Origin of the sequence: Actinoplanes sp. NPDC049598 (assembly GCF_040675435.1) — a bacterium.
Lineage (GTDB): Bacteria > Actinomycetota > Actinomycetes > Mycobacteriales > Micromonosporaceae > Actinoplanes.
Genome location: NZ_JBFAOX010000034.1, coordinates 46022 through 67964, shown reverse-complemented (window position 1 = coordinate 67964; position 21943 = coordinate 46022). Strand labels below are relative to the sequence as shown.

General features: G+C 66.3%; 18 protein-coding genes. 8 read left to right on the top strand and 10 right to left on the bottom strand.

The features are described from left to right. Window positions 1-100 precede the first annotated feature (100 nt). From mptB to AB0J66_RS44045, 3 genes are read left to right on the top strand one after another with little or no spacing between them, the layout of a single operon-like run. On the top strand, window positions 101-1498 hold the full coding sequence (gene mptB / locus AB0J66_RS44055; RefSeq protein WP_364673773.1) for a polyprenol phosphomannose-dependent alpha 1,6 mannosyltransferase MptB: 1398 nt from the start codon (window positions 101-103) through the stop codon (window positions 1496-1498). Next, window positions 1431-2594: a glycosyltransferase 87 family protein gene (locus tag AB0J66_RS44050; RefSeq protein ID WP_364673770.1), complete on the top strand. Its 1164-nt coding sequence runs from the start codon at window positions 1431-1433 to the stop codon at window positions 2592-2594. Before mptB ends, AB0J66_RS44050 begins: the two co-directional genes overlap by 68 nt. Window positions 2595-2603: 9 nt before the next feature. Further along, the gene (locus AB0J66_RS44045) at window positions 2604-4706 is read left to right on the top strand and encodes an esterase-like activity of phytase family protein (RefSeq protein ID WP_364673767.1); all 2103 of its coding nucleotides are present in this window, start codon (window positions 2604-2606) and stop codon (window positions 4704-4706) included. A gap of 62 nt (window positions 4707-4768) precedes the next feature. Here AB0J66_RS44045 and AB0J66_RS44040 read toward each other — a convergent pair whose 3' ends face one another. Genes AB0J66_RS44040 through AB0J66_RS44030 form a run of 3 tightly spaced genes read right to left on the bottom strand, consistent with a single transcriptional unit; the run spans window position 4769 to window position 8323 of the window. Beyond that, window positions 4769-7579 (bottom strand): hypothetical protein, encoded by a 2811-nt coding sequence (locus AB0J66_RS44040; protein ID WP_364673764.1) that lies wholly within the window; start codon window positions 7577-7579, stop codon window positions 4769-4771. A 59-nt stretch (window positions 7580-7638) separates the two neighbouring features. Beyond that, the gene (locus tag AB0J66_RS44035) at window positions 7639-8001 is read right to left on the bottom strand and encodes a hypothetical protein (RefSeq protein WP_364673762.1); all 363 of its coding nucleotides are present in this window, start codon (window positions 7999-8001) and stop codon (window positions 7639-7641) included. A gap of 22 nt (window positions 8002-8023) precedes the next feature. Then, complete coding sequence (locus AB0J66_RS44030) at window positions 8024-8323, bottom strand: hypothetical protein (protein WP_364673759.1); 300 nt, start codon at window positions 8321-8323, stop codon at window positions 8024-8026. Between the two features lie 155 nt (window positions 8324-8478). On the opposite strand from AB0J66_RS44030, the gene AB0J66_RS44025 reads away from it, so the two are divergent. Next, on the top strand, window positions 8479-9354 hold the full coding sequence (locus tag AB0J66_RS44025; protein WP_364673756.1) for a hypothetical protein: 876 nt from the start codon (window positions 8479-8481) through the stop codon (window positions 9352-9354). Here the strand turns inward: AB0J66_RS44025 and AB0J66_RS44020 are convergent. After that, complete coding sequence (locus AB0J66_RS44020; RefSeq protein ID WP_364673753.1) at window positions 9306-9728, bottom strand: DUF6210 family protein; 423 nt, start codon at window positions 9726-9728, stop codon at window positions 9306-9308. The genes AB0J66_RS44025 and AB0J66_RS44020 overlap by 49 nt on opposite strands. Before the next feature lie 109 nt (window positions 9729-9837). On the opposite strand from AB0J66_RS44020, the gene AB0J66_RS44015 reads away from it, so the two are divergent. From AB0J66_RS44015 to AB0J66_RS44005, 3 genes are read left to right on the top strand one after another with little or no spacing between them, the layout of a single operon-like run. Further along, entirely contained in the window at window positions 9838-10287 is a 450-nt protein-coding gene (locus tag AB0J66_RS44015; RefSeq protein ID WP_364673750.1) for an MSMEG_6728 family protein, read from the top strand. A gap of 4 nt (window positions 10288-10291) precedes the next feature. After that, window positions 10292-10768: a phosphoribosyltransferase gene (locus tag AB0J66_RS44010; RefSeq protein WP_364673747.1), complete on the top strand. Its 477-nt coding sequence runs from the start codon at window positions 10292-10294 to the stop codon at window positions 10766-10768. 33 nt (window positions 10769-10801) lie between these two features. Further along, window positions 10802-13876: a BTAD domain-containing putative transcriptional regulator gene (locus AB0J66_RS44005; RefSeq protein ID WP_364673744.1), complete on the top strand. Its 3075-nt coding sequence runs from the start codon at window positions 10802-10804 to the stop codon at window positions 13874-13876. On the opposite strand, the gene AB0J66_RS44000 is transcribed toward AB0J66_RS44005, so the two are convergent. From AB0J66_RS44000 to AB0J66_RS43980, 5 genes are all read right to left on the bottom strand, one after another. After that, window positions 13842-14447 (bottom strand): LysE family transporter, encoded by a 606-nt coding sequence (locus tag AB0J66_RS44000; protein ID WP_364673860.1) that lies wholly within the window; start codon window positions 14445-14447, stop codon window positions 13842-13844. The two genes, AB0J66_RS44005 and AB0J66_RS44000, sit on opposite strands and share 35 nt — an antisense overlap. A gap of 805 nt (window positions 14448-15252) precedes the next feature. Next, window positions 15253-17877, bottom strand: coding sequence for an NACHT domain-containing protein (locus tag AB0J66_RS43995; protein ID WP_364673743.1), 2625 nt, complete (start codon window positions 17875-17877; stop codon window positions 15253-15255). A gap of 239 nt (window positions 17878-18116) precedes the next feature. After that, window positions 18117-18449, bottom strand: a complete 333-nt coding sequence (locus AB0J66_RS43990) for a hypothetical protein (protein WP_364673740.1) — start codon at window positions 18447-18449, stop codon at window positions 18117-18119. A 1-nt stretch (window position 18450) separates the two neighbouring features. Continuing rightward, on the bottom strand, window positions 18451-19176 hold the full coding sequence (locus AB0J66_RS43985) for a hypothetical protein (RefSeq protein WP_364673738.1): 726 nt from the start codon (window positions 19174-19176) through the stop codon (window positions 18451-18453). Then, window positions 19173-19553 carry a hypothetical protein gene (locus AB0J66_RS43980; protein WP_364673735.1) on the bottom strand — a complete coding sequence of 127 codons (381 nt, stop codon included), beginning with the start codon at window positions 19551-19553 and terminating at the stop codon, window positions 19173-19175. Before AB0J66_RS43980 ends, AB0J66_RS43985 begins: the two co-directional genes overlap by 4 nt. 386 nt (window positions 19554-19939) lie before the next feature. On the opposite strand from AB0J66_RS43980, the gene AB0J66_RS43975 reads away from it, so the two are divergent. After that, the gene (locus tag AB0J66_RS43975) at window positions 19940-20227 is read left to right on the top strand and encodes a tyrosine-type recombinase/integrase (protein ID WP_364673732.1); all 288 of its coding nucleotides are present in this window, start codon (window positions 19940-19942) and stop codon (window positions 20225-20227) included. A gap of 83 nt (window positions 20228-20310) precedes the next feature. Here the strand turns inward: AB0J66_RS43975 and glnA are convergent, their stop codons facing one another. Next, the gene (gene glnA, locus AB0J66_RS43970) at window positions 20311-21735 is read right to left on the bottom strand and encodes a type I glutamate--ammonia ligase (RefSeq protein WP_364673729.1); all 1425 of its coding nucleotides are present in this window, start codon (window positions 21733-21735) and stop codon (window positions 20311-20313) included. Window positions 21736-21943 lie beyond the last annotated feature (208 nt).

The window sequence follows — 21943 nt, the reverse complement described above, 5'->3', positions numbered from 1 at the left end:
GCGACCACGGCGGTGACCCACTCCAGCCGGTGCCGAGCCCACACGCGCCCGACCCTACCGAAGCCCGGACGTAGCAGCGTGTCACGGTAGGGTGCTCGCCATGCCCCGCCCCGCCGCCGTCCGATACGTGGGCCTGGCAGGAAGTCTGCTGCTTGCGGTCGCCGCCTGGCTGGGCGGTGCCAGCAGCCCGTGGGAGCCCACGGTGACTCCCGGCACCATCTACTACGGCGAGAACGGCGTCCTGCTTCCGCTCGCCTGGCTGCTCGGCACGCTCCTGATCATCGGCGCCTGGGTGGCCGGTGTCCGTCTGTCGCCGACGGCCCGATGGTCGTACGTCACGGCGGTCTTGTGGATGGTTCCGCTGGTGCCGTTCCTTCCGCTCGGGAGCTACGACGCGTTCTCGTACGCCTGCCAGGGCTGGCAGCAGGCGGCGGGGCTCGACCCGTACGCGGGTGGCGTGACCGAGCTCGGCTGCCCGTGGGCCGAGGCGGTGGCCCCGACCTGGCTGTCCTCGCCGGCCCCCTACGGCCCGGTCTTCCTGCTGCTGGCCGCCCTCGCCGTCAAGATCGGCGGCTCTCTCACCGGCACGTTGGCCGTTCTTCGCGTCATTGCCGTGCTCGGGGTGGCGCTCATCGCGGTCTTCCTTCCCGCGCTGGCCCGCCGGTCGGGCGTACCTTTGGGTCGTGCGGTCTGGCTGGCCCTGGCCTGTCCGTTGATTCCGATCCACCTGATCTCCGGCGCCCACAACGACGCCGTGATGGCCGGGCTGCTGGTGGCCGGGCTGGCGGTGGCCATGGGCCGTCACATCTGGGTCGCCGGCCTCCTTCTCGGCCTCGCTGTCGGGGTCAAAGCCACGGCGGTGGTGGTGGTTCCGTTCGCTTTCTGGCTGGCCCTGCGGTCGCGTCCGGGGGCGCGGATCTTGAGGGTCGCGGGCGAACTGGTCGCCGGGGTCGTGCTCGCGCTGGCCGCGGCCTCCTTGGCCTCCGGCCGGGGCTTCGGCTGGATCACCGGCCTGGCCGGCAGCGGCGTCTCCGTCCAGTGGACCTCGCCTCTGACGGCCATCGGCATGACCATCGACCTGTTCGGCCCCGATGCCGTCCCTGTCACCCGGATCATCGGCATCGTCCTGCTGGCCGTCACCCTGCTCTTCCTCTGGTGGCGGGCCCGCCTCCGCGACCCCCTGCTCTACACCGCCTACGCCCTGGCCGCCACGGTTCTGCTGTCCCCGGTCTTCCACCCCTGGTACGCGGTCTGGGCCCTCCCGGTCCTGGCCGCCACCCTGCACCGGCACCTGAAATGGCTGGTGGCCCCCTGCGCGGTAGCCGCCGCCCTGTGCCTGCCCGACGGCTACAACTTGGCCCTGGCTACCAAAGCCCAGGGCGCCGTAGCGATGACACTCCTCGTACTCTATTTAGCGTGGAAAGCCCTACATGAAGCGAAAAATCGGGATCCTGGCGGCGCTGGCGCTGATCGTGCTGTTCATCGTCTACCTGGCTGAGACGCGCAACGGGTACTTCGACTCGAAGGTCTACTACGGCGCCATCCAGTACTGGTTCCACGGCGACGGCGGCATGGTCTACGACTGGCTGCGCCCCGGGACCCCGTACGGCTTCACCTATCCGCCTTTCGCCGGTCTGGTGATGGCGCCGATGGCGTTCCTGCCGTTCGGGGCGGTCGTGGTGATCGCGGTGATCGCCACGGTGCTGACCACGGCGCTGCTCACCTGGTGGTTCGCCGGCCCGTTGATCAAGCGCAAGGGCTGGACCGTCTGGTTCGCGTACGGCGTCGCGGTGTGCCTGGCCGTCGCCTTCGAGCCGGTCCGCGAGACGATCACGTTCGGGCAGGTCAACACGCTGCTGCTCACGCTGGTGGCCGGCGATCTGCTGTTCGGGCTGGCCAAGGGCCGCAAGTGGGCCGGGGTCGGCATCGGGCTGGCCACCGCGATCAAGCTGACCCCGGGCGTCTTCATCCTCTACCTGCTGATCACCCGGCGCTGGCGGGCGGCCATCACCGCCTCCGGCACCGCCGCGGCCGTGACTCTGGTGGCGGCTGCCGTCTTCCCGAACGAGTCGCGGGAGTTCTGGACCTCCGCGCTGTGGGACACCAACCGTGTCGGCGTGCTGTCGTTCCTCTCCAACCAGTCGGAACGCGGCTTCCTGGCCCGGCTCCCGATAGACCAGGTCGAAGCGAAGGTCTGGCTGGTCTGCGTGCTGCTGACCCTGGCCGTTTGGATTTGGAAGGTGCGAAGCCAGCCGGACGACATCATGGGCGGCCTGGCCCTGACCGGCGTCGTCGGGTGCCTGATCAGCCCGGTGACCTGGATCCATCACTGCGTCTGGCTCATCCCGGCCATCGTGCGCTGCATCGAAGCCGGACTGTCGGGGACGGACAAACGGCCCCTGTGGCTCGGCGGGGCCGCGTACGTCATCATGACCTCGCGGTTGACCTGGCTCTGGGAGAAACGGCCGCGGCCGCCGCTGGAGCTGATCGGCGGCAATCTCTATGTCTGGTTCAGCCTGGCCCTGCTGATCTGGACACCCATCGGCACGCGCCGTTCGGCTGAAATACACGAGAAGGACAAGATCCTCACGTAGCCAGAGAGCATGTCAAAACGCCGTACCACCTCGGCGATCGCTCTCGCCGCACTAGTCGGAGCGGGATTTTCAGCGCCGGCCGAAGCGCACCACAACGACACTGAGTTCAAGCGCCTCGCCACCTTCCCCGCCTACCTGAACTCGTCCATCGACGACACGGCCGCCGCGGAGATCTCCACCGTGACCGAGGACGGCCGTACGGTCGTCTACACCGACAGCCCCGGTAAGCGCCTCGGCTTCGTCGACATCACCAATCCGGCCCGGCCGAAGCCGAAGGGCACCCTGGCCGTCGGCGGCGAGCCGACCTCGGTCGCCCATTTCGGCCACCTGCTGCTGGCCGGCGTCAACACCAGCGCGAGCTTCACCGACCCGTCCGGCAAGCTCGTCGTGATCGACGACCGCACCCGCAAGGTCGTGCGCGAGCTCGACCTGGGCGGGCAGCCGGACTCGGTCGCGGTCGCCCCGAGCGGCCGCTACATCGCGGTGGCGATCGAGAACGAGCGGGACGAGGACGTCAACGACGGCGCGCTCCCGCAGCTGCCCGCCGGCTACCTCTCGGTGATCGACACGCGGACCTGGAAGGCCACCCGGGTCGACGTCGCGGGCATCGACCCGGAGCCCGAGTACGTCAGCATCAACTCCCGCGACGAGGCCGTGGTCTCGCTGCAGGAGAACAACCAGATCGCCGTCGTCGCGCTGGCCACCGGGAAGGTCCTCCGCCAGTTCGACGCCGGCCAGGTCACCGTCTCCGGCGTCGACACCAAGGACGACGACACCATCACGCTCGACGGCACGATCACCGCCAAGCGCGAGCCCGACGGCGTCGCCTGGATCTCCGACGACTACTTCGCCTCGGCCAACGAGGGCGACTACGAGGGCGGCAGCCGCGGCTGGACGATCTTCTCCCGCGACGGCAAGGTCGTCTGGGACGCCGGCAACACGCTCGAGCACCTCGCCGTCGAGCACGGCCTCTACCCGGACAAGCGCTCCGACGCCAAGGGCATCGAGCCGGAGAACGTGGCCTTCGCCCGGATCAACGGCACCCCGCTCGTCTTCGTCAACGCCGAGCGGGGCAACTTCACCGCGGTGTACGACGTGTCGAACCCCCGCAAACCCCGATTCCAGCAGCTCCTGCCGACCACCAACGGCCCCGAGGGCGTCATCGCGGTGCCGTCGCGCGGCCTGGTGATCGTCTCCAGCGAGGAGGAGATCCCGGATGCGAACATCCGCGGCTCGCTCGCCATCTACGGCCTCGGCCAGGGCCGGTTCCCGTCGATCGTCTCGGACGACGAGATCCCGTTCGGCACGCTGTCGGCCCTCTCCGCCGTCCCCGGCACGCGCGACAAGCTCGTCTCGGTGACCGACTCCGCGTACAGCCCGACCCGGATCTTGACCCTGGGTGTTGCTGCTTCTCCCGCCAAGATCACCGGGCAGCTCACGGTCACCAAGGACGGCCGGCCCGTCGGTTACGACGCTGAAGGCATCGTCGCCCGCCGGACCGGCGGTTACTGGCTGGGCGTGGAGGGTTCGGCGTCAACCCCCAACCTGCTTGTACGCCTCGACGCGCGCGCCGCCGTCCAGCAGGAGATCCCCCTGCCGGCCGACATCGCCGCCGCCGTCACCACGAACGGCTTCGAAGGCGTCGCCGAAACCGGCGGCGCGGTCTGGGTCGCCATTCAGCGCCCGCTCAAGACCGACCCCACCACCGTCGCCCGGATCGGCCGGTACGACCTGGCGAAGCGCACCTGGTCCTGGCTGGCCTACCCGCTCGACACCGCCCCGCTCGGCTGGACCGGCCTCTCCGAACTCGTAGCGGTCGACCACAACACCTTCGCCGTCATCGAACGCGACAACCAGCGCGGCCCCCAGGCCGCGATCAAGAAGGTCTTCAAGTTCGACGTCCCGGCCACCTGGACCGGCGTCCCCACCGTCAAGAAGAAACTGGTCAAGGACCTGCTCCCGGCCCTGAAAGCCGACCACGGCTGGGTCCAGGACAAGGTCGAAGGCCTGGCCACCGCCGGCAACGGCCAGACGTACGCGGTCACGGACAACGACGCCATCGACGACGCCACCGGCGAGACGGTCTTCCTCCGCCTCGGCCGCCTCTTCTGAGTTCCCTGATGCGGCGCCAGCAACCCGCTGGCGCCGCATCACTCAGATCGGCAGCCGGGCGATCACAACTCGGTCTGCTCCGAGGCTGCTTGAAGGATGCTGTCCAGACGGTCCTCCACGGCCCCCCTTAGACGGTGGCGTTGGCGGTAGAAGCTCAACTTGAGTAGCGGCACAGACCTGCTGTGGGGGAGTTCGCGGCTGCTGTCCACCAGATCCGCCAGGTCACTGAAGGACGCCGTCGGTGTTGCTTCGATCAGCAGGTTGACGATCATTTCATGCATCCGGCCCTGGACCGGCGTGATCTCGGGGATTTCGAGACTGGCCTCGGGCAAACCCCAGGTCGCTCGACCCGACACGAGGGCCGACTCGAGGAAGGTGTCCCCTAGTAGTTGGGCCTCGCCCAGCGGAAGTATGCGCTCCTCGACTCGGCGCGAGACGATGCGATCGTTGTCGCGGTGCATGCGGCTGAACAGGCTGTTCTGCGCCTCGGCGTCCAGACCGCTGCGCCACAGGCGCACCGTCGAGGCAAAGCTTGGCGCGTCGGACGGCCCGCACAGGTCGTCGATCGCCAGGCCCCGCAGGTCGCACAGGGCGGCCAGCAGGACGAGGTTTGCGGTGTAGGCGGCCAGGCGATCGACCGCGTCGAACGGTGTCGGCCGGTAGGGGCCGTCCTCGACCCGTCGACGGGCGTCGCGGAACAGATCAAGCAAGGCGTCGCGCAAGTCGTCGCGGGTTGTCCGGTCGAGGCGGTCGATCATCGCAACGAGAAACGGCACGACCTGGTCGCCGTTGGTCAGTGGCTGGTGCGACAAAAGGTACCGGAGCATGGTGTCGTCAAGGCGAGCGAGCGCAGCGCGCCGGGGCCGGCGCCGGTCCTCGACGAGGTCGCTGAGCAACTCGACGATGTGCTCAGCGACCAGATACTCCGCGAACGTGGCATGCAGAAACTCGTATGTGCGCCGAGTGGGCGCTCTGGAGTCGTCGCCGGCCTGCGCGACGTGTACGAAGAAGAATCCGGCTACGGTGCGTTTGGCCCGGGTCAGCGGTTCGCCGGCCCGCGCGGCGGGCAAGTCCTCGGTGGGCCTCACCGTAGCGAGGTCACTTTCCAGGTCCTGCTCGCTTACGTACTGCAGTCCCCGGTTGAACATCGCGAACGCGGTCACTGCCAGGTCATGCCGTGTAGTGGTCTCAAGTTGTGTACGCCGCGTCTCGCCGATATCGTCAGCGGCTTTCTCACGCACCTGGCGGCGGATGAACGAGTCGAGCAGCCGCCGGTACACGTTGTCGACTGAAAGGTCGCCGACGTTGAGGCGGACGCCGGTCTCGTCGGCGTAGATGGCCAGCATCATGAGCAGAAGTGGCTGGCCCGCGAGGGCAGCATGTGGCCGGAACTCGTCGCTGGTGAGTGGGAGGAATCGGGGCCGTCCGGCGTTTGCGGTGTTCCAGCCGCCGATCCAGCGCTCGATCTGTGCGTCGTCGAACGGCTCGAGCTGGAGCACGGTCGTTCCGGGCGGCACCACCGTGCGATCCATCACGAGGGTGCGTGATGTGACGACCACGATGACCGGGCGGCCGTTGACCCACTCCTCCTGCTGGAAGCTCGTGACACGTTCGATGTAGTGCGACTGGGCGACCCCGGTGGCCTGGACCAGCTCGTCGAAGCCGTCCAGCAGCACCACCTTGGTGGTATCGGAGGCCCGGCACAACTCGCCCCAGGAGATGCGTTCCTTCACCAGCCGCTCGACTGCTGCCTCGATCTGATGATGCACATCCGCATCGGGATCGACCCGGCGGAGGGGCACCTTGACGGTAGTGAATGTCTCCGGTGGGAGCCGGGCCGCGAGGACCTCGGTGAGTAGAGATTTACCGGCGCCCGGGTGTCCGAGGACAAGCAGCGGCCGCTCGGTGAAGCCGGCGTCGCCGACGCAGGCGACAAGAAAGGCCGCGAGGTCGTCGCGCACCGGTCGCCCCGCCCACCAGGACTCGTCGCCGAGGCGGGCGCTGGCATCAGCATCAGCGATTCGGAACCGAGGGCTGACGAATCCGTTCTCGATGGTCGGGAACACCGGACCGCCGGCCGTTGCGCCCGCTGTCCACAGCGGCCGGGTGAGCCGCCCCTCGGCGCTGTGCCGGGCGAGCAGCTTCTCGGCCTCAGTGGCCGGGGTGCTGCCGTGAAAGATGCTCGTCAGTAGTTCGGAAATTTGGGCTAGTGCTTCGCGCTGCTCCCGGATGGCCTCCCGCGTGGCGGCGTGCTCATCCAGACCGCTCCAGAGAGCGAACTCAGGGACGTCAGCCGCCAGCCGTACGTACCGCTCCCGGTACAGATCCATCGCCCGCTCCACGACGGTGTGCTGACCGGGCAAAGGGGTGCGCTCCGCGGCGGCGAGGCCCTCGGTGAATCGCAGCAGCTCGTCATGCATGGCCACGAGGTGCTGGCGGACCAGCCGCGCGTTCTCGATGAAGCCGCGGGTGGCGTTCGGCATCGTCGGCACACCGACGCGAATTCCACCGCGTTGGCCCGCTATCCGCTTGCGTTCCGCATCGGTGAGCTCAAGTTTGGCCGCGAGGAGACCGGCGCGCTCGGCAAACGCGTCGAAATAGGACGACAACACCAGGACGGTGTGGGCGGCCTCGATCAGCTCATAATGCGACTTGCCTCGGCTGGCCCGAATCCGCGCGGGCGCCCGCCCGACGAGGTCGGTGAGCAGCGAGTTGGCTTCGCCCTTGGCGTCGAACCACGACAGGGCAGTTGCGCTGAACGGGGCGGCAAGCAGCAGCGCGCCCCCGACAACACGGCCGAGAACTGCAGCGGCGTCGATGTCGCCGGTGAGGAGCTTGACGGCTTGCGCGTAAGTCAGGCGAGATCGAGCCACCTCCGCACCGTAGTGCGGAGGTGGCGCCACTTGGCCTCGCCGACATTAAAAAAGCCGACCTACTGCTCGTCCGGAGCCTTGTCCACGAGGCCGCACATGGCCGTGAGGTCGCCGGAGCGGATCATCTCGTCTACTGCCTCCATCATGGCCGGGATGCCGGGGCGGGGGACGATGACCTGGTCCGAGCACCAGAAGTACCGGCCTCCGCCGGTCTCGCCGGTTTGGGCGTCCTTGCGGAGGATTCGGTTGATGGCCTCGGTGGTGAAGAACGTGGCGTAGCGGTGGCTGCCGTCGGCCAGGTAGAGGTGGGCGTCGACGTTGTCGACTGTGGCGGGGTTGGCGCCGGCGCCGAGCATGAACTGGACCACCACGTCGTCGCGTTTCTCGACATGCCCGTACATCGTGCTGCTGTCGTCCGTCACGGTCTCCACCCTATGGCGGCTGTCAGCAGGATTCGACGCGGTGGAATTTGCGGATGCGGGGCCACTGCCAGCCACGCCACTCTCCACGCTGGACGGTCAGGCAGGGGGAGGTCTCGCCGGAGCGGTAGACGCGGAAGCCGACCTCCTGGGCGCAGCCGTTGTAGGCCCACAGCCGCTGGTTGAAGCCCCACTGCTGCAGCTTGTAGGTGACGCACGAGCTTCGGGTGGGGGCGGCGTGGGCTGCGCCCGCGGAGCCGAGGATCAGGGCGATGCCGGCGGTGACGCTCACGGCCGTTCGGGTCAGGAGGCGGGATCGGGTCATGGCGTACTCCTCGGGAGGGGTGCACTCGGGGCGACGGTCGCCGGTGCGGTGCCCAGACAAACACCCTTTTTCCGGACTGGTCAGCGCCCATCCGGGTGACCCTCCGCTGAACGGCGGACCCGCTTTCGGGTGCGGGCGGGCGCTACATTCGGGCCGTGCTGGAGCCTCGGGTGATCGAGTCGGTCGATGGGTCGCGGGTGCGGTTCGATGATCCGGGGCGGCCCCGGCCCGTACGGATCCATCTGTGGGAGACGCCCGGGTCCAAGCGCTTGGTGTTGCTGTCGCACGGGACCGGAGCTTCCGGGCGGGACCTGACGTGGCTGGCCGAGCCGCTGGTGGAGGCCGGGTTTCTGGTCGCGGCGGTGGACCATCACGGGAACAACTGGGTCGACGGCTATCTGGCCGAGGGCTTCGTGCACGTCTGGGAGCGGCCGGCCGATCTGCGTCACGCCCTGGACGTGGTCGGGCGGGAACGTGACGTCGACTGGGTGGGCGCGGCGGGTTTTTCGGCCGGCGGATACGCGGCGGGTGCGCTGGTCGGCGTACGGCTGGATGTTGACCTGGTCCGCCGGCTCGCTGAAGGCGAGATCCCCGATCCGCACATCCCGGAGTTCCCCGGGGCCTTCGCGTCGTTGCGGGCGACGACGACGGCCGGCGCGGTCGGGCAGCTGTCGGCGAGGGCCGGCGCCGATCAGAGCGACGAGCGGGTCCGGGGCGCGTTCCTCATCTGCCCGGGGGACGGTGGGATGGCGGCCGAGGCGAGCCTACGGGCGGTGACCCGGCCGGTGGAGATCCGGTGGGGCGACGCCGACGTCATCACGCCGCCCGAGGAGACGGCGCTGCGCTATCTCACGCTGATCGGCGGGGCGAGTGGGCGGAGCCTCGGCCCGGACGTGCAGCATCACCACCTCTTCCCCGACACGGCGGAGGGCGCAGAGGTACGGGCGCAGGCCGGTGCCGACGCCGTGGCCTTCTTCCGGAGTCAGTCGGAGTTGGGCCAGATGAGGATGCCGGGGCCGTCGGGGGTCTGAACCGGGATCCAGGCCTCGTCGGCCTCGGGCAGGCGCGACTCGTCCAGGGCCAGGGGCTTCGGTTCCTCGCTGCGGCCGTCGTCGGAGGTCCAGTACGAGATCTCGCTGATCACGCGGCGCAGATGGTCGAGCTCCTCGTCGGGCCAGCGGTAGTTCCACGTGCCGACGCTGTCGAGGTGCACCTCGAAGATCTCGCGCAGCTCGTCGAGGGCGCTGAACGCCGCCAGGGGGACGAGGAAGCCCTCCTGACGGCCCTGGCGGCAGGCGGTGCCGCCGTACTGGTGGTGGTAGACGACTCCGGTCGGGGCGGCGACGAGGACGCAGAGGCCGGCGAGGCCGTCCGGGTCGAGGGAGACGTGCCGGGGGGCGGTCACCGGCGCGGGATGTGGTCGCGGATCACCGGGAGATTCTCGTCCTTGATCGTCGCGTCGCGCCACCCCGCTTCGGGTGAATGCGCCTCGAGAATGCGGGAACTATCGGTGGATGCAGACATTCCTGCCGTTCCCGGATTTCGTCGCGTCGGCGGAGGCGCTCGATCAGAAACGGCTGGGCAAGCAGCGGGTCGAGACCATTCAAGTGCTCAGGGGCCTGACCATCCCGACGTACGGATGGCGGCACCACCCGGCCGTGAAGATGTGGCGGGGGTACGAGGAGGCCCTGGTGCGCTACGGCTTGGACATGGCCGCCGTGTGGACGGCCACCGGGCGGGCCGACACGACCGCGGCCACGCTGGTGGCCGACTCGAAGATCGACCGCCCCATCCGTACGCAGAAGGAACTGGAGTCGCGCGCGGGCCTGCCGCCGTGGCTGGGCGACCCGGCCCTGCACCGCAGCCACCAGTCGGCGCTGCTCCGCAAGGACCCGGCGTTCTACCGGCCGATCTTCGGCCCGGACGTCCCGGATGATCTCCCGTACGTGTGGCCGGTAAGTTGAGCCGATGATCGAGCGCGAGACGTTGACCTGGGACGACTTCGGGCGAGCGGGCCGCGCCCTGGCCCAGCAGATCGCCGACGACGGCTGGCGGCCCGGCCTGATCCTCGGCGTGGCCCGGGGCGGGCTGTTCGCGGCCGGCTCGATCAGCTACGCCCTGGACGTCAAGAACCTGCACGTGGTCAACGTCGAGTTCTACACGGGCGTCGACGAGCGCCTGGACACCCCGGTCATGCTGGGCCCGGAGCCGAGCGCGGCCGACCTGAAGGACACGAACATCCTGATCGTGGACGACGTCGCCGACACCGGCGAGACGATCAAGTTGGTCCGCGACTTCTGCGCCACGCACGCGGCCGAGGTTCGTACGGCCGTCATCTACGAGAAGCCCCACACCATCGTCCAGTGCGAGTACGTCTGGCGCCGCACCGACAAATGGATCAACTTCCCGTGGTCGAGCGAACCACCGGTGACCGGAGCCCGCTGATACGGATTTGCCACGGCGGGCAGAATCGTACGGGTGGAGATTGCGGTGCTCGGGCCGGTGGAGCTGCGTGCCCGCACCGGGGAGAGCGTGCCGGTGGCGGGGGCGCGGCTGCGTACTCTCCTGTTGCTTCTCGCTCTTGACGCGGGCCGGGTCGTCGCCGCCGACCGGCTGATCGACGGGGTGTGGGGTTCGGAGCCGCCGGCCGCGGCCGGGAACGCGCTGCAGGCGCTCGTGTCGCGGCTGCGGCGGCTAGGGCTCGAGATTGAGGCCGCCCCTGGGGGCTATCGGCTGGCCGTCGAGCCGGAGGCGGTCGACGCGCACCGGTTCGCGCGGCTCGCAACGGTTGATCCGGAGCAGGCGCTCGGGTTGTGGCAAGGCGAGCTCGACTTTCCCGACGTGGCGCGACCGGAAGCCGTACGGCTGAAGGAATTGCGAAGGACGGCGACGCTGCAGCGCCTCGCGGAGGCGATCGGCGAACGCGACACCGTGCCCGAGCTGGAGGCGCTCAACGCCGCGCATCCGCTGGACGAGCGGGTGGCCGGGCTGCTCATGCGGGCGCTGCGGGCCGGCGGCAGTCCGGGGCGGGCGCTGGAGGTCTTCGAGGCGACGCGGCGCGCGCTGGCCGGGACGCTCGGCAGCGACCCGTCGGCCGAGCTGGCCGCGTTGCACGTGTCGATCTTGCGGGACGAGGACGGGCCGCGGGGCAACCTGCCCGCCGAGGTGAGCAGCTTCGTCGGCCGGGAGACCGAGACCCGGGCGATCAGTGAGTTGATCAAGGCGCATCGGCTGGTCACACTGCTCGGGCCCGGCGGCAGCGGAAAGACCCGCCTGTCGGTCGAGGTCGGCGCGCGGATCCCCGGCGAAGTGTGGCGAGTGGAGCTGGCCCCGGTCACCGACCCGGCCGAGGTGCCGCAGGCCGTGCTCAACACGCTCACCCGACGCGGCCAGGCCGTCCTCGACGTGCCGGGGCGGGTGCCGCTCGGCGAGACGCTGAACCGCCTGCTCAGTGCGGTCGCCGGGCGCGACATGCTGATCATCCTGGACAACTGTGAGCATCTGATCGCGGCCGCGGCCCAGGTCGCCGACGCGCTCCTCCGCTCGGCCCCGGGCGTCCGCCTGCTCACCACGAGCCGTGAGCCGCTGGGGATTCCGGGCGAGCGGCTCTGCCCGGTCGAGCCTCTGGCTCTCCCGCCGGTGGGTGCGGATGCTGCGACTGCTTCCGCTTTCCCGGCCGTACGCCTGCTGCTCGACCGCGCGGCGTCCTTCGTGCTCACCGACGACAACGCCGAGGCGGTCGTACGGATCTGCCGCGCGCTGGACGGCATGCCCCTGGCCATCGAGCTGGCCGCGGCCCGGTTGCGTACCCTCCCGGTCTCGGTCCTGGCCGACCGCCTGGCCGACCGGTTCCGCCTGCTGACCGGCGGCAGCCGGACCGCCCTGCCCCGCCACCAGACGCTGCGGGCGGTGGTCGACTGGAGCTGGGACCTGCTCGACGAGCCGTCGCGGAAGCTGTGGCGGCGGTTCGCCCTCTTCTCCGGCGGCGCCGAGGCCACCGCGGCCGAACGGGTCTGCGGCGCCGACCTCGACGTCATCGGCGCCCTGGCCGACAAGTCGCTGCTGGTGCTGGGCTCCGACGGCCGCTACCGCATGCTCGAGACCATCCGGGAGTACGGGCTGGAGCGGCTGGCCGACGCCGGTGAGGCCGAGTCGCAGCGGCTCGCCCTGGCCGGCTGGCTGATCGAGCTGACCGGCCGGGCCGACCCCGAACTGCGCAGCCACGACCAGTTGGTGTGGCTGCGCCGGCTGGCCGCCGAACACGACAACCTGCACGCCGCGGTGCGCGCCGCGATCGAGGCGGGCGACGCGCGTACGGCCGCCGCCCTGGTCGCCCGGCTGGGCTGGTACTGGTGGCTCAGCGGGCACCGTCAGGAGGGGGCGACGCTGGCCGCCGGCGTGTCCGCGATGCCGGCGGCGGCCGAGGCGGACATCGACGAGCTGGCACTGGTGCACACGTACGCCGCCATCAACGGCCTGGAAGGCGCGCTCGACCTGGACCGGGTGCACGAGGAGTTCCGCCGCGCGAGCGAAGCCGGGGCCGGCAGCAGTTCCGCACACCCCGCGCTGCGCCTGATCGGCCCGCTGACGGCGATGTTCGACGACCGCGACGATCCCGAGCTCGGCTTCCGCATGACCGAGCCGCTGTTCGACGACCCCGACCCCTGGCTGCGCGCAGTCGCCAAGATGATCGTGTCGCAGTTGCGGCTGAACTTCGGCCAGAGCCCCGACGTGGCCGAGACCGAGATGCGCGAGGCCCTGGCCGGCTTCCGCGCCATCGGCGAACGCTGGGGCATCGGCTTCGCCCTGAGCTCGCTGGGCGACATGGCGGCCGCCCGCGGCGACTTCGCGCAGGCCGTGATCTGGCAGCGGGAGGCGATCGTCCTGGTCCGCGAGGTCGGTGTCCGCGAGGACCTGCCCCAGATGGAGGTCAAACTGGCTCATCAGCTGTGGCTGGCCGGCGAGACCACCGAGGCCCGCATCCAGCTCAAGAAGGCCAAGGCGGCCGCCGAGGAGATGAACCTCCCCGAGGTCAACGCCTCGGTCGCGTACGGCAGCGCCACCTTCGCGAGAATGGAAGGCGACCTCGACGAGGCCCGCCGAAGCATGCAGGACGCGGTACGCATGATGAAGCACCCGGCCGCCGTCCCCCAGTTCCGCGCCATCACCCTGAGCACCCAGGGCCTCGTCGACGCCGCCTCCGGCGACCTGACCGCGGCCCGCCGCTGGCACACCGAGGCCATGCAGTCCGCGGCCGTCTCCCGCGACTCGCCGGTCATCGCCCTGGTCCTGGTCGGCGTGGCCGACCTGATGATGCGCGAGGGCAACGCCTCCCAGGCCGCCTACCTGCTCGGCGCGGCCGACGCCGTCCGCGGCTCGAAGGACCGCGCCGTCCCCGACGTCGACCGCATCACCGCCGAGGCCCGAGCCGCCCTGGGCGACGCCGGCTTCGACGAGGCGTACGCCCGCGCAGCCGACGTCACCGCCACCACCGCGGCGTCAGCGTCCGGTTTGGACATCAGCTCACCGCCCGCGGAAGAAACTCCACAATGAGGGCCACCCCGGCCGCCGCCAGCAGGAACGCACCCACCCGCAACGCCCGTCGATAGCCGGTGTCGGTAAGCCGCCCCCGACCGCCGGCGACCAGGACGGCCACGGCGACCTTCGCCCCGACCAGACTCACGTAGAACCCGGCGACGAACGCCACGGCCGCCCCCTCCGACCGATGCCAGGTGGTCACCAGCAGCGGCCCGAGCGCCGTAGCCCAGCTCAACCAGGGATGCGGGCTGAGAATGTTCACCATCACCGCCCGCCGAAACGCCTTCGTCGCCGCGCCGTCCCAGCCCCTCACCCGCCCGTGCCGCGCCTCCCGCCAGGTCTCCACCCCCGACCAGATGACGTACGCCCCACCGACCACCCCCATGACCGGCAGCACCCGCTGCGGCAGAGCACTGAGAACCAGCAGCACCCCGACAATGACCACCGCATCACTGACGAGCGGCGCCGCCGCCGTCACCACCCCGGCCCGCCACCCACCCCGCAACGCCTGAGTAATCACCAGAACCATCAGCGGCCCTGGACTGACCCCAGCCGCCAGCCCCAGCGCCAGGCCAACCGCGACCATCTCCACGGCGGTCACCCTAGAGCGCCCTGAGCTGACGAAACCTAAGCAGCATGGTTTCTTACCCGTGCGGCCGTGTCATCGACGGTTGCGGTGAGTGACTTTTCTTGGACTTAATGTGCTACCAAGAGGCCTGGGGCGCCTGGCCGATGGGTCCGTTGTGACCGCTGTGCGAGCAGGGGCTTACGCGGCATATGATGCCCTGCGTATGAGGTCCAAAATGATCGGATCAAGCCGCTCAGTCAAGCCGACACCGTATTAAAATTGAGGCGACTTCCCAGTGTCGCAAATCTCGATTTGAAAGCTTCGTCTGCGGTGGGGTCACCCGCCGAAATTTCACCTCCGGGCGCTCGCAGCCATGGCCGCCCCATGGAATCAGTGACTACTAGCGCTGGAAGGTGTCGTGACTCGTCGTCATAATCTCGTGCAGTCTCCGTCAGCACAGATTCGTCAATAACTATACTTATTTGATCTTCTGGGCCCAGCGACCTCGGGCCCGCAAGAATAATCTGATACCCAAGGTCGTAGTACGCAGTGACGACTACAGCGACCTTGTTTCCGTTGCGAATGACTACTGTGCACTCGTTCAAGAGCCAAGCGCTGACCATGCCTGTCTGCTCCAGCTCCTTCGAGCGCTGTTCGCGGCGCCTATCGTCAACGCTTTTTCGATAGGTCAAAGACGCAAGGCCGAGCGAAGAACTAGTTATGATGGAACTTACCCAAGCGGGGACATTTCCCCAGTCCAAACTTGACCACACACTTGACATCCGTCCCCATATCCCTTCCGCTAAGTAGATGGTGGATGAAGCTATACCGGCTGCGATTTGCGCCGAGCCTCCTGAGCCGAAAACTCCATGCCACGCCGCACGCTTCGCAAGCGATTCATCTCAGGCTTTGTAAGCAGAGCGCCGAACTTCAAAACAGTCGAAATTCCCGAATACTGCTCAGGGTCGGTCATGCGGGGACCGATCAAGATAAAGTCTCGGTAGACAAGGCTACGTTGATGAGGATAACCCGCTATCTGCGCAGCAAGTATGCTCAGAGGTATGAGAACAAACAACCACCACGCTGGAGCAGAATCCGACGACATCGCTACAGCCAAGGGTGCGGCCGGAAGTGGAAAGATAACAATCGCCGGAAGAAGCCACAACCGAAGATCCAACCACCGGAAATACCAGGCCCCACCTGGCGGCGAAACGTTCTCCAGCACGCTTAGGTGGGCGAAGGCGGCACTATTTTTAAGCAGTTTCCAGTCGCGATGAACGAAGCTCAAGCAGACGGTTAGCGGACTCATCGGCAAACCGAAACCAGCCTCGTAGTCCGTCAGGCCACCTTGTCGTCCTGTAAACCAACGCGAGCCGCGAGGTATATCTTCCACGTTACCCAATGCCAGCGAGAGCATCGGCAGCCTGTGCAATTCAAACGCGACCCACTCATTCGATAGCGCTGCCTCGCAAAGTAGCGCCATTTTATCTAGACTGAGCGGCATTTCGGCAGCGAGCTGCTCCATTATCAGCGAAAAGAATGGTGGACTTGAGAGGTTGTCTATGACAATCTGGGGATAGTTGCTTACAAGGTCAATCTTCAGAGAAGCTGCCAGTCTAAGTGCTGCTTGCGGATCGACCGCAGCATACGAGTGGAAAACGACCAGGAGTCGTTCTTTATCGTCCGAAACCAGCTTAGCAAATACCGCCTCCAGTGTCGGTGCCGAAGGCTTTCTGTTGTTGGCGAGCCGCCACTCGGCTTCATCTGCCAGAACAACAGTAAACAGGTGCAGCCGTTTCAGCCAGACTTCATCCCACTGTTTCTTATTACCGCGGGTGAGCAGGCGCGCCTCCGATTTCACATAATCGGTCCAACTTGGGTGGTCGTAGGCCTGGCTCTCGAGATATACCCGCCCAAGCACTAGCCGATCATCCAGTTTTCTAATTTCATCAATGGCGGCCGCGTGGCCTACTCTATTCGTCAATCCGACAGCAAAAGGCAGAACCTCGAGTAAACGCGAAGCTGTGTGTGTCGAAATCTCCCGGAGTTTGACGTGCTGATCAATTAGCTCTTCCCAGCCTTCTTCCCTTCCCTCGATCGCTTCCTTCGCAGCAAAGAATTCGCAAAAGGTTAAGTGGATAAAACGTAGCGTCTCATCTTTGCGCTCCTCTGACAGCATGCCGGTTTCCTTGCACACCTGGCGCAGCTGATCTTCCGCACGGATGCCATCCAGGCCGTATACTTCGTTCGTTACCTCTAGAGCTCGAGCCCAAGAAATTACGTTGGCTGGCTGCCTGACATCCATAAGATTCTCGAAGGCAAGCTTTCCAAAAAGACGCTCACGCTGGGTTCTGACTGTACTTTTGAACTGTCTCGCAAGCTGCCTTCCTCGTCGCCGTACAAGTAACTCATCGACTACGCTGGAATAAAACGTGGTTCTTGTATCTGGCGTGCCGGCCTCTCCCCCAGACTGATCGCTAGAGACGTACATCGCCAGCACCAGCGGATTGGAACACATGTCTCGCAAGGTCGGTCTGTCGGTAAGATCACCAAAAATCCGGTTCGTCGTTCGCCTCACATCAACATTCTCCTTAAAAGGCCATCGCTGAAGGAACGTATAGATGTCGGCGGGCGAGAATGGCTGAATGTGATAAACGCGCGGATATGTCGTTGAATATTCGTCGCGAATCTGCTGATAGAATTGGCTTCTCATTGTGAGCAAGATGCGGTTTTCGGTGTTCCGGTCCTCCAGCAGTCGACTTAGTGCCGACAATGCTCGTTGCACGAGAGGATACGACTCTGAAGCGACTTCATCTAAGCCGTCGAGAAAGACGGTAACGCCTTGTCTATTAACGAAATAGTCGAATAGCCCTGCGGCTTTACCCTGCCCTTCAGCAGAATCAACCATGGCTCTGATCTGGCTTACGAGCCACTCAGCGAGCGCAGAATCCGTCATCGTGCGCCGAGGCGGACTAAGACTTTTAAGTTCGAGCACCACGGGAAGAGGAGCTGTTTTGTCCAAGATTGCTTCCCGACACGCTTCTCGTAAGACTCGCTTGACAAAAGAGGTTTTGCCAGAACCGGGGTCTCCTACAATCTGCACCCGAGTTGCGTCCCCGTCCCAGATGTTTCGCGCCTCGGAAACTTCGCTCAAGGCTTCGTTCTCCAAAGTTAGTGGAACGAATGCCTTATCGGTTAGGAGGGCATCGTTCGCCCCTGGTATTGGAAGAAACCTGTTGGCGGAGCGATTAAGCTCTTTATAGCAGTATGCCTTCAGCTCGGCCCGACGGACTATCGATTCCTTTAAAAACCTACTCGCCGCCTGAAATAGCCGATTCGCTATTTTATTGCGACGTGCGATCACAAAGCGAATAATTCGACGTGCCATCACTAGTAAGATGATAAACGCAGCAGTCGCGATCGCGGTTCTAAGGTCAAGATCGTACATGGCTAAGGTCACTCTCTAACTCGACCAACAGTAGTTAGCTTGAATCGGCACGCCGCGTAATTATTCGATTGAAGGGCAACTCTGTCCGGAGTGCAAGTTTGCGCAACGGGCCAGTTGCGCTGGATGTACGCGATGGGCCCTAGAGCCTAGCTCGAGAAGATTTATCTCCTCGCCTAGCTACACTTTTGCATAGATCCCCTTATTGGCCCAAGTTGGCGCGCAACACTGTATTCGGCGCATCATCGCCTTCGGTCCGCGTTTCGTAGCCGCGTCCTGTCACCGTCAAACTGTCGTTGCCCCTGGTCCGCCAGCCTCTCTTGCTCTTCGCGGCTGAGTTGCTCCCAGCGTTTGCCGAATAGCTTGCTGCCTGGATTGATGCCAGCGGCGAAGGTCGGAGTGAAATAGACATCGCGGAGGCTAAAGGGGCCATAGAGAACGTCGTTGGCGAGACGACGGAATTCGTCGTTGTCGCTGCCGTCGCGCAACACTTCCAAGGATTTACGGAGGTGGCATGCGAGGGCAAGATCTCCATGGCCGACGGGCATGGTGGGTTCGTTGTGGGCGTCGGTCACGTCAGACTCCGGGGTGGTTGTAGGCGGTGGCAGGCAGGGTGATGTGGTCCATGCCGTGGATGGCGCCGAGGTGGGCGGCGGTGAGGCCGACGAAGCCTTGGACGGCGGCCCAGGCGGCGTCGTGGGCGTCTGGGATGAGGTACCAGACTTTGACGGCTTCCCAGATGGAGGCTGCGGTGGCGGCGGCTCCGGTGACGCCGCCGACGACGGTCCAGCTTGAGGCGGCGGCCGCAGCTGCTGAGATGCCGATGGCGATCAGCCAGTCGAGGAGGTCTCGGCACAGGGTTTGCAGGGACTGTGCCATTTTCTCAATGCCGACGGCGAGGCTGCGGAACTCCCCGGCAATGTCCTTGAGTGCGGCGACGACCAGGGCTTGCAGGTCTTGAGCGAGCTGGGTGAAGTAGGTGTGCGCGGCTAGAGCAGCGTTGCCGTCCCACTCGTTGGGGATGTGGGTCTCGGCGGCTTGGTTAATGGTGTCGCCGTAGCGGGTGTTGCACTCGGCCAGGTTGGTGATGGCGGAGCTGGCTTCGGCGGCGTCGTTCCGATCGCCGGCCAACTGTTCGGCGATCCAGCCCCAGGGTTTGACGCTGCAGACTTTCTCCATGGCCCAGCCAAGCCAGTAGGACGGCCTGATGTACTGCCCGCCGCCGAGGATGTTGTTGACCAGGTCCGGGATGGGAGCTTCGGCGACCGGGGCGGTCAAGGCTTCTACGGGCGCGTCCGTCATGGGAAGGTGTCTCCGTCTCGGCTCGTCGTCAGTAGTTGGCGTCGACACGGGCCGGCAGCGGCCTGGTCGGTGTCGCCATACTGATTGGCGGTCTTGACGATTCCCTGCTCAGACGCGTCGGCCAGTTTCGCCGGAGCGGTGTAGTTCGCGACTAGGGCTTCGCGGACGGTGGTGGCAGTGTCGACGACAGTGGCGAACATGCGCCCGTCGGCGTAGCCGATGCCGAGGTGTTCGCGGGTGTAGTTGACGGCCTCGTCGGCGTCGTCGGTCAGCCCGCCGATCGTGGTGGCGAAGCTGTGGATCTGATCGTGGTTCGCCGTAAAGCTCACTGGTGCCCCCGTCACTGTCATGAAAACTCTGACGGACAGCTTCGCCATCGCATCGATGACGACGAGTCTGGGAGGTTCTGCGTGTCGACAGCGATGACGGTAGACATTCCGGCTGACTGGCTCGCCCACAAGTCACCGCTACCGGACCGCTGCACTGGGCACGGCTTGCAGACGGTGCGGCGGGTGACGTTCGCAGTGCGCTCGAACCCGGAGATCGGATCGAAGGGCAAGGCGTTTCAGTCCGGCTACAGGTCGCTCAACCGACCCGCGAGGTGAAGGTTGGCAAGTGGTCGGGTGGCCACTGTGCCAGCGTTGCGTACGCACTCGTACCATCGGCCTGTGAGCCGCGTGGTCGAAGTCGACGACGACACTGACTTACGTCACCCGACACGACGGCCTGCAAATTTGCTATTCCGAGGGGCCGACGGTAATCGGTGCTTGCCTCTACGTTCTCGCGTACGTGGACGCCGGTCCGCGCCAGAGTCGGTCTGCCGCTGCGACGGGGCTTTCACGGCCTACGGCATTACTACGCAATCCCCTTGATCCATCCCGGGGCCAGTGTCAAGACGGTGCAGTTGGCACTCGGGCATTCAACGCCGACGGTGACGCTCAACAAGTACGTGCATGAGTGGCCGGACGCCCTCGATTGCACGCGTTCACTGGTTGACGGCGCGCTCGGTCGACGCGAAACGGCGGCCATGTCGGCTGGGAGCCAGACATGACCGCCGTTCCTCAGGCTGTGCCCGAGTTGTGCCCAAGATCAGACCGGCGTACGAAAAACCGCTGGTCAGGGCCTTGGGCAGCGTCAGACGTTGTAGTACATCTCGAACTCGTGCGGGGTCGGGCGGAGCCGCACCGGGTCGATCTCGTTGGTGCGCTTCCAGTCGATCCAGGTGGAGATCAGGTCGTCGGTGAAGACGCCGCCGGCGGTGAGGAACTCGTGGTCGTTCTCGAGGGACTCGAGGACGGCGTCGAGGGAGCCGGGGACCTGCTTGACGTTGCCCCACTCCTCCGGCGGGAGGTCGTAGAGGTCCTTGTCGATCGGGGCCGGGGGCTCGATCTTGTTCTTGATGCCGTCGAGGCCGGCCATCATCTGGGCCGAGAAGGAGAGGTACGGGTTGGACGACGGGTCCGGGACGCGGAACTCGACGCGCTTGGCCTTCGGGTTGCTGCCCGTCACCGGGATGCGGGTGCAGGCCGAGCGGTTGCGCTGCGAGTAGACCAGGTTGACCGGGGCCTCGTAGCCGGGCACCAGGCGCCGGTACGAGTTGACCGTCGGGTTGGTGAAGGCGAGCAGCGAAGGCGCGTGGTGCAGCAGGCCGCCGATGTACCAGCGGGCCGTGTCGGACAGGCCGGCGTAGCCGGTCTCGTCGTAGAACAGCGGCTCGCCGTTCAGCCAGAGGCTCTGGTGGGTGTGCATGCCGGAGCCGTTGTCGCCGAAGAGCGGCTTCGGCATGAACGTGGCGGTCTTGCCGTGCTCCCAGGCGGTGTTCTTGATGATGTACTTGAACATCTGCATCTGGTCGCCGGCGTGCAGCAGGGTCGAGAACTTGTAGTTGATCTCGGCCTGGCCGGCGGTGCCGACCTCGTGGTGCGAGCGCTCGACGGTGAAGCCGACGTCGATCAGGCGGCGCACCATGGCGTCGCGCAGGTCGGAGTAGTGGTCGAGCGGGGCTACCGGGAAGTAGCCGCCCTTGTACGCGGTCTTGTAGCCGCGGTTGCCGCCTTCCTCCTCCTTGCCGGAGTTCCAGGCGCCCTCGATCGAGTCGATGTAGTAGAACGCCTCGTTGGCCGCGGTGGAGTGGCGGATCGAGTCGAAGATGTAGAACTCGGCCTCGGCGCCGAAGTAGGCGGTGTCGGCGATGCCGCTGGAGGCGAGGTACGTCTCGGCCTTCTTCGCCACGTTGCGCGGGTCACGCGAGTAGGCCTCGCGGGTGAACGGGTCGTGGATGAAGAAGTTCAGCGCCAGCGTCTTCTGGATGCGGAACGGGTCGATGAAGGCCGTGGTGACGTCCGGCAGCAGCATCATGTCGGACTCGTGGATGGCCTGGAACCCGCGGATCGAGGATCCGTCGAAGGCGAGGCCGTCGGTCACGACGCTGTCGTCGAACGACTCGACCGGCATGTTGAAGTGCTGCATCACGCCGGGCAGGTCACAGAACCGCACGTCGACGAATTTGACGTCCTCGTCCTTGAGGTATCGCAGGAGTTCCTCGGGATTGGCGAACAACACGTCCTCCTGGCACGGAAAATCGAGACCGGGGCGGCGTGGTTCCGCCGCGTGGCTAGGCTGGTCGCGACGCTATGGGGTGGGAGTTGCCCCGGCGTATCCCAAATGTTTCTGCCGTGTTACGAACGCTGTGGGCGACTAGGCGAGGCTATCGCAGACCGGCCGAGGCGTGTGCCGGGTCACCGAAACCGCCCCGCGTACGCTGGTG

Coding starts and splice junctions, on each gene's coding strand:
- AB0J66_RS44030 (WP_364673759.1), bottom strand. CDS start 8,323: ATGACCCGATCCCGCCTCCTGACCCGAACGGCCGTGAGCGTCACCGCC.
- AB0J66_RS43985 (WP_364673738.1), bottom strand. CDS start 19,176: ATGACGGACGCGCCCGTAGAAGCCTTGACCGCCCCGGTCGCCGAAGCT.
- AB0J66_RS44050 (WP_364673770.1), top strand. CDS start 1,431: ATGAAGCGAAAAATCGGGATCCTGGCGGCGCTGGCGCTGATCGTGCTG.
- AB0J66_RS44015 (WP_364673750.1), top strand. CDS start 9,838: ATGCAGACATTCCTGCCGTTCCCGGATTTCGTCGCGTCGGCGGAGGCG.
- AB0J66_RS43980 (WP_364673735.1), bottom strand. CDS start 19,553: ATGGCGAAGCTGTCCGTCAGAGTTTTCATGACAGTGACGGGGGCACCA.
- AB0J66_RS43995 (WP_364673743.1), bottom strand. CDS start 17,877: ATGTACGATCTTGACCTTAGAACCGCGATCGCGACTGCTGCGTTTATC.
- AB0J66_RS44010 (WP_364673747.1), top strand. CDS start 10,292: ATGATCGAGCGCGAGACGTTGACCTGGGACGACTTCGGGCGAGCGGGC.
- AB0J66_RS44000 (WP_364673860.1), bottom strand. CDS start 14,447: ATGGTCGCGGTTGGCCTGGCGCTGGGGCTGGCGGCTGGGGTCAGTCCA.
- mptB (WP_364673773.1), top strand. CDS start 101: ATGCCCCGCCCCGCCGCCGTCCGATACGTGGGCCTGGCAGGAAGTCTG.
- AB0J66_RS44045 (WP_364673767.1), top strand. CDS start 2,604: ATGTCAAAACGCCGTACCACCTCGGCGATCGCTCTCGCCGCACTAGTC.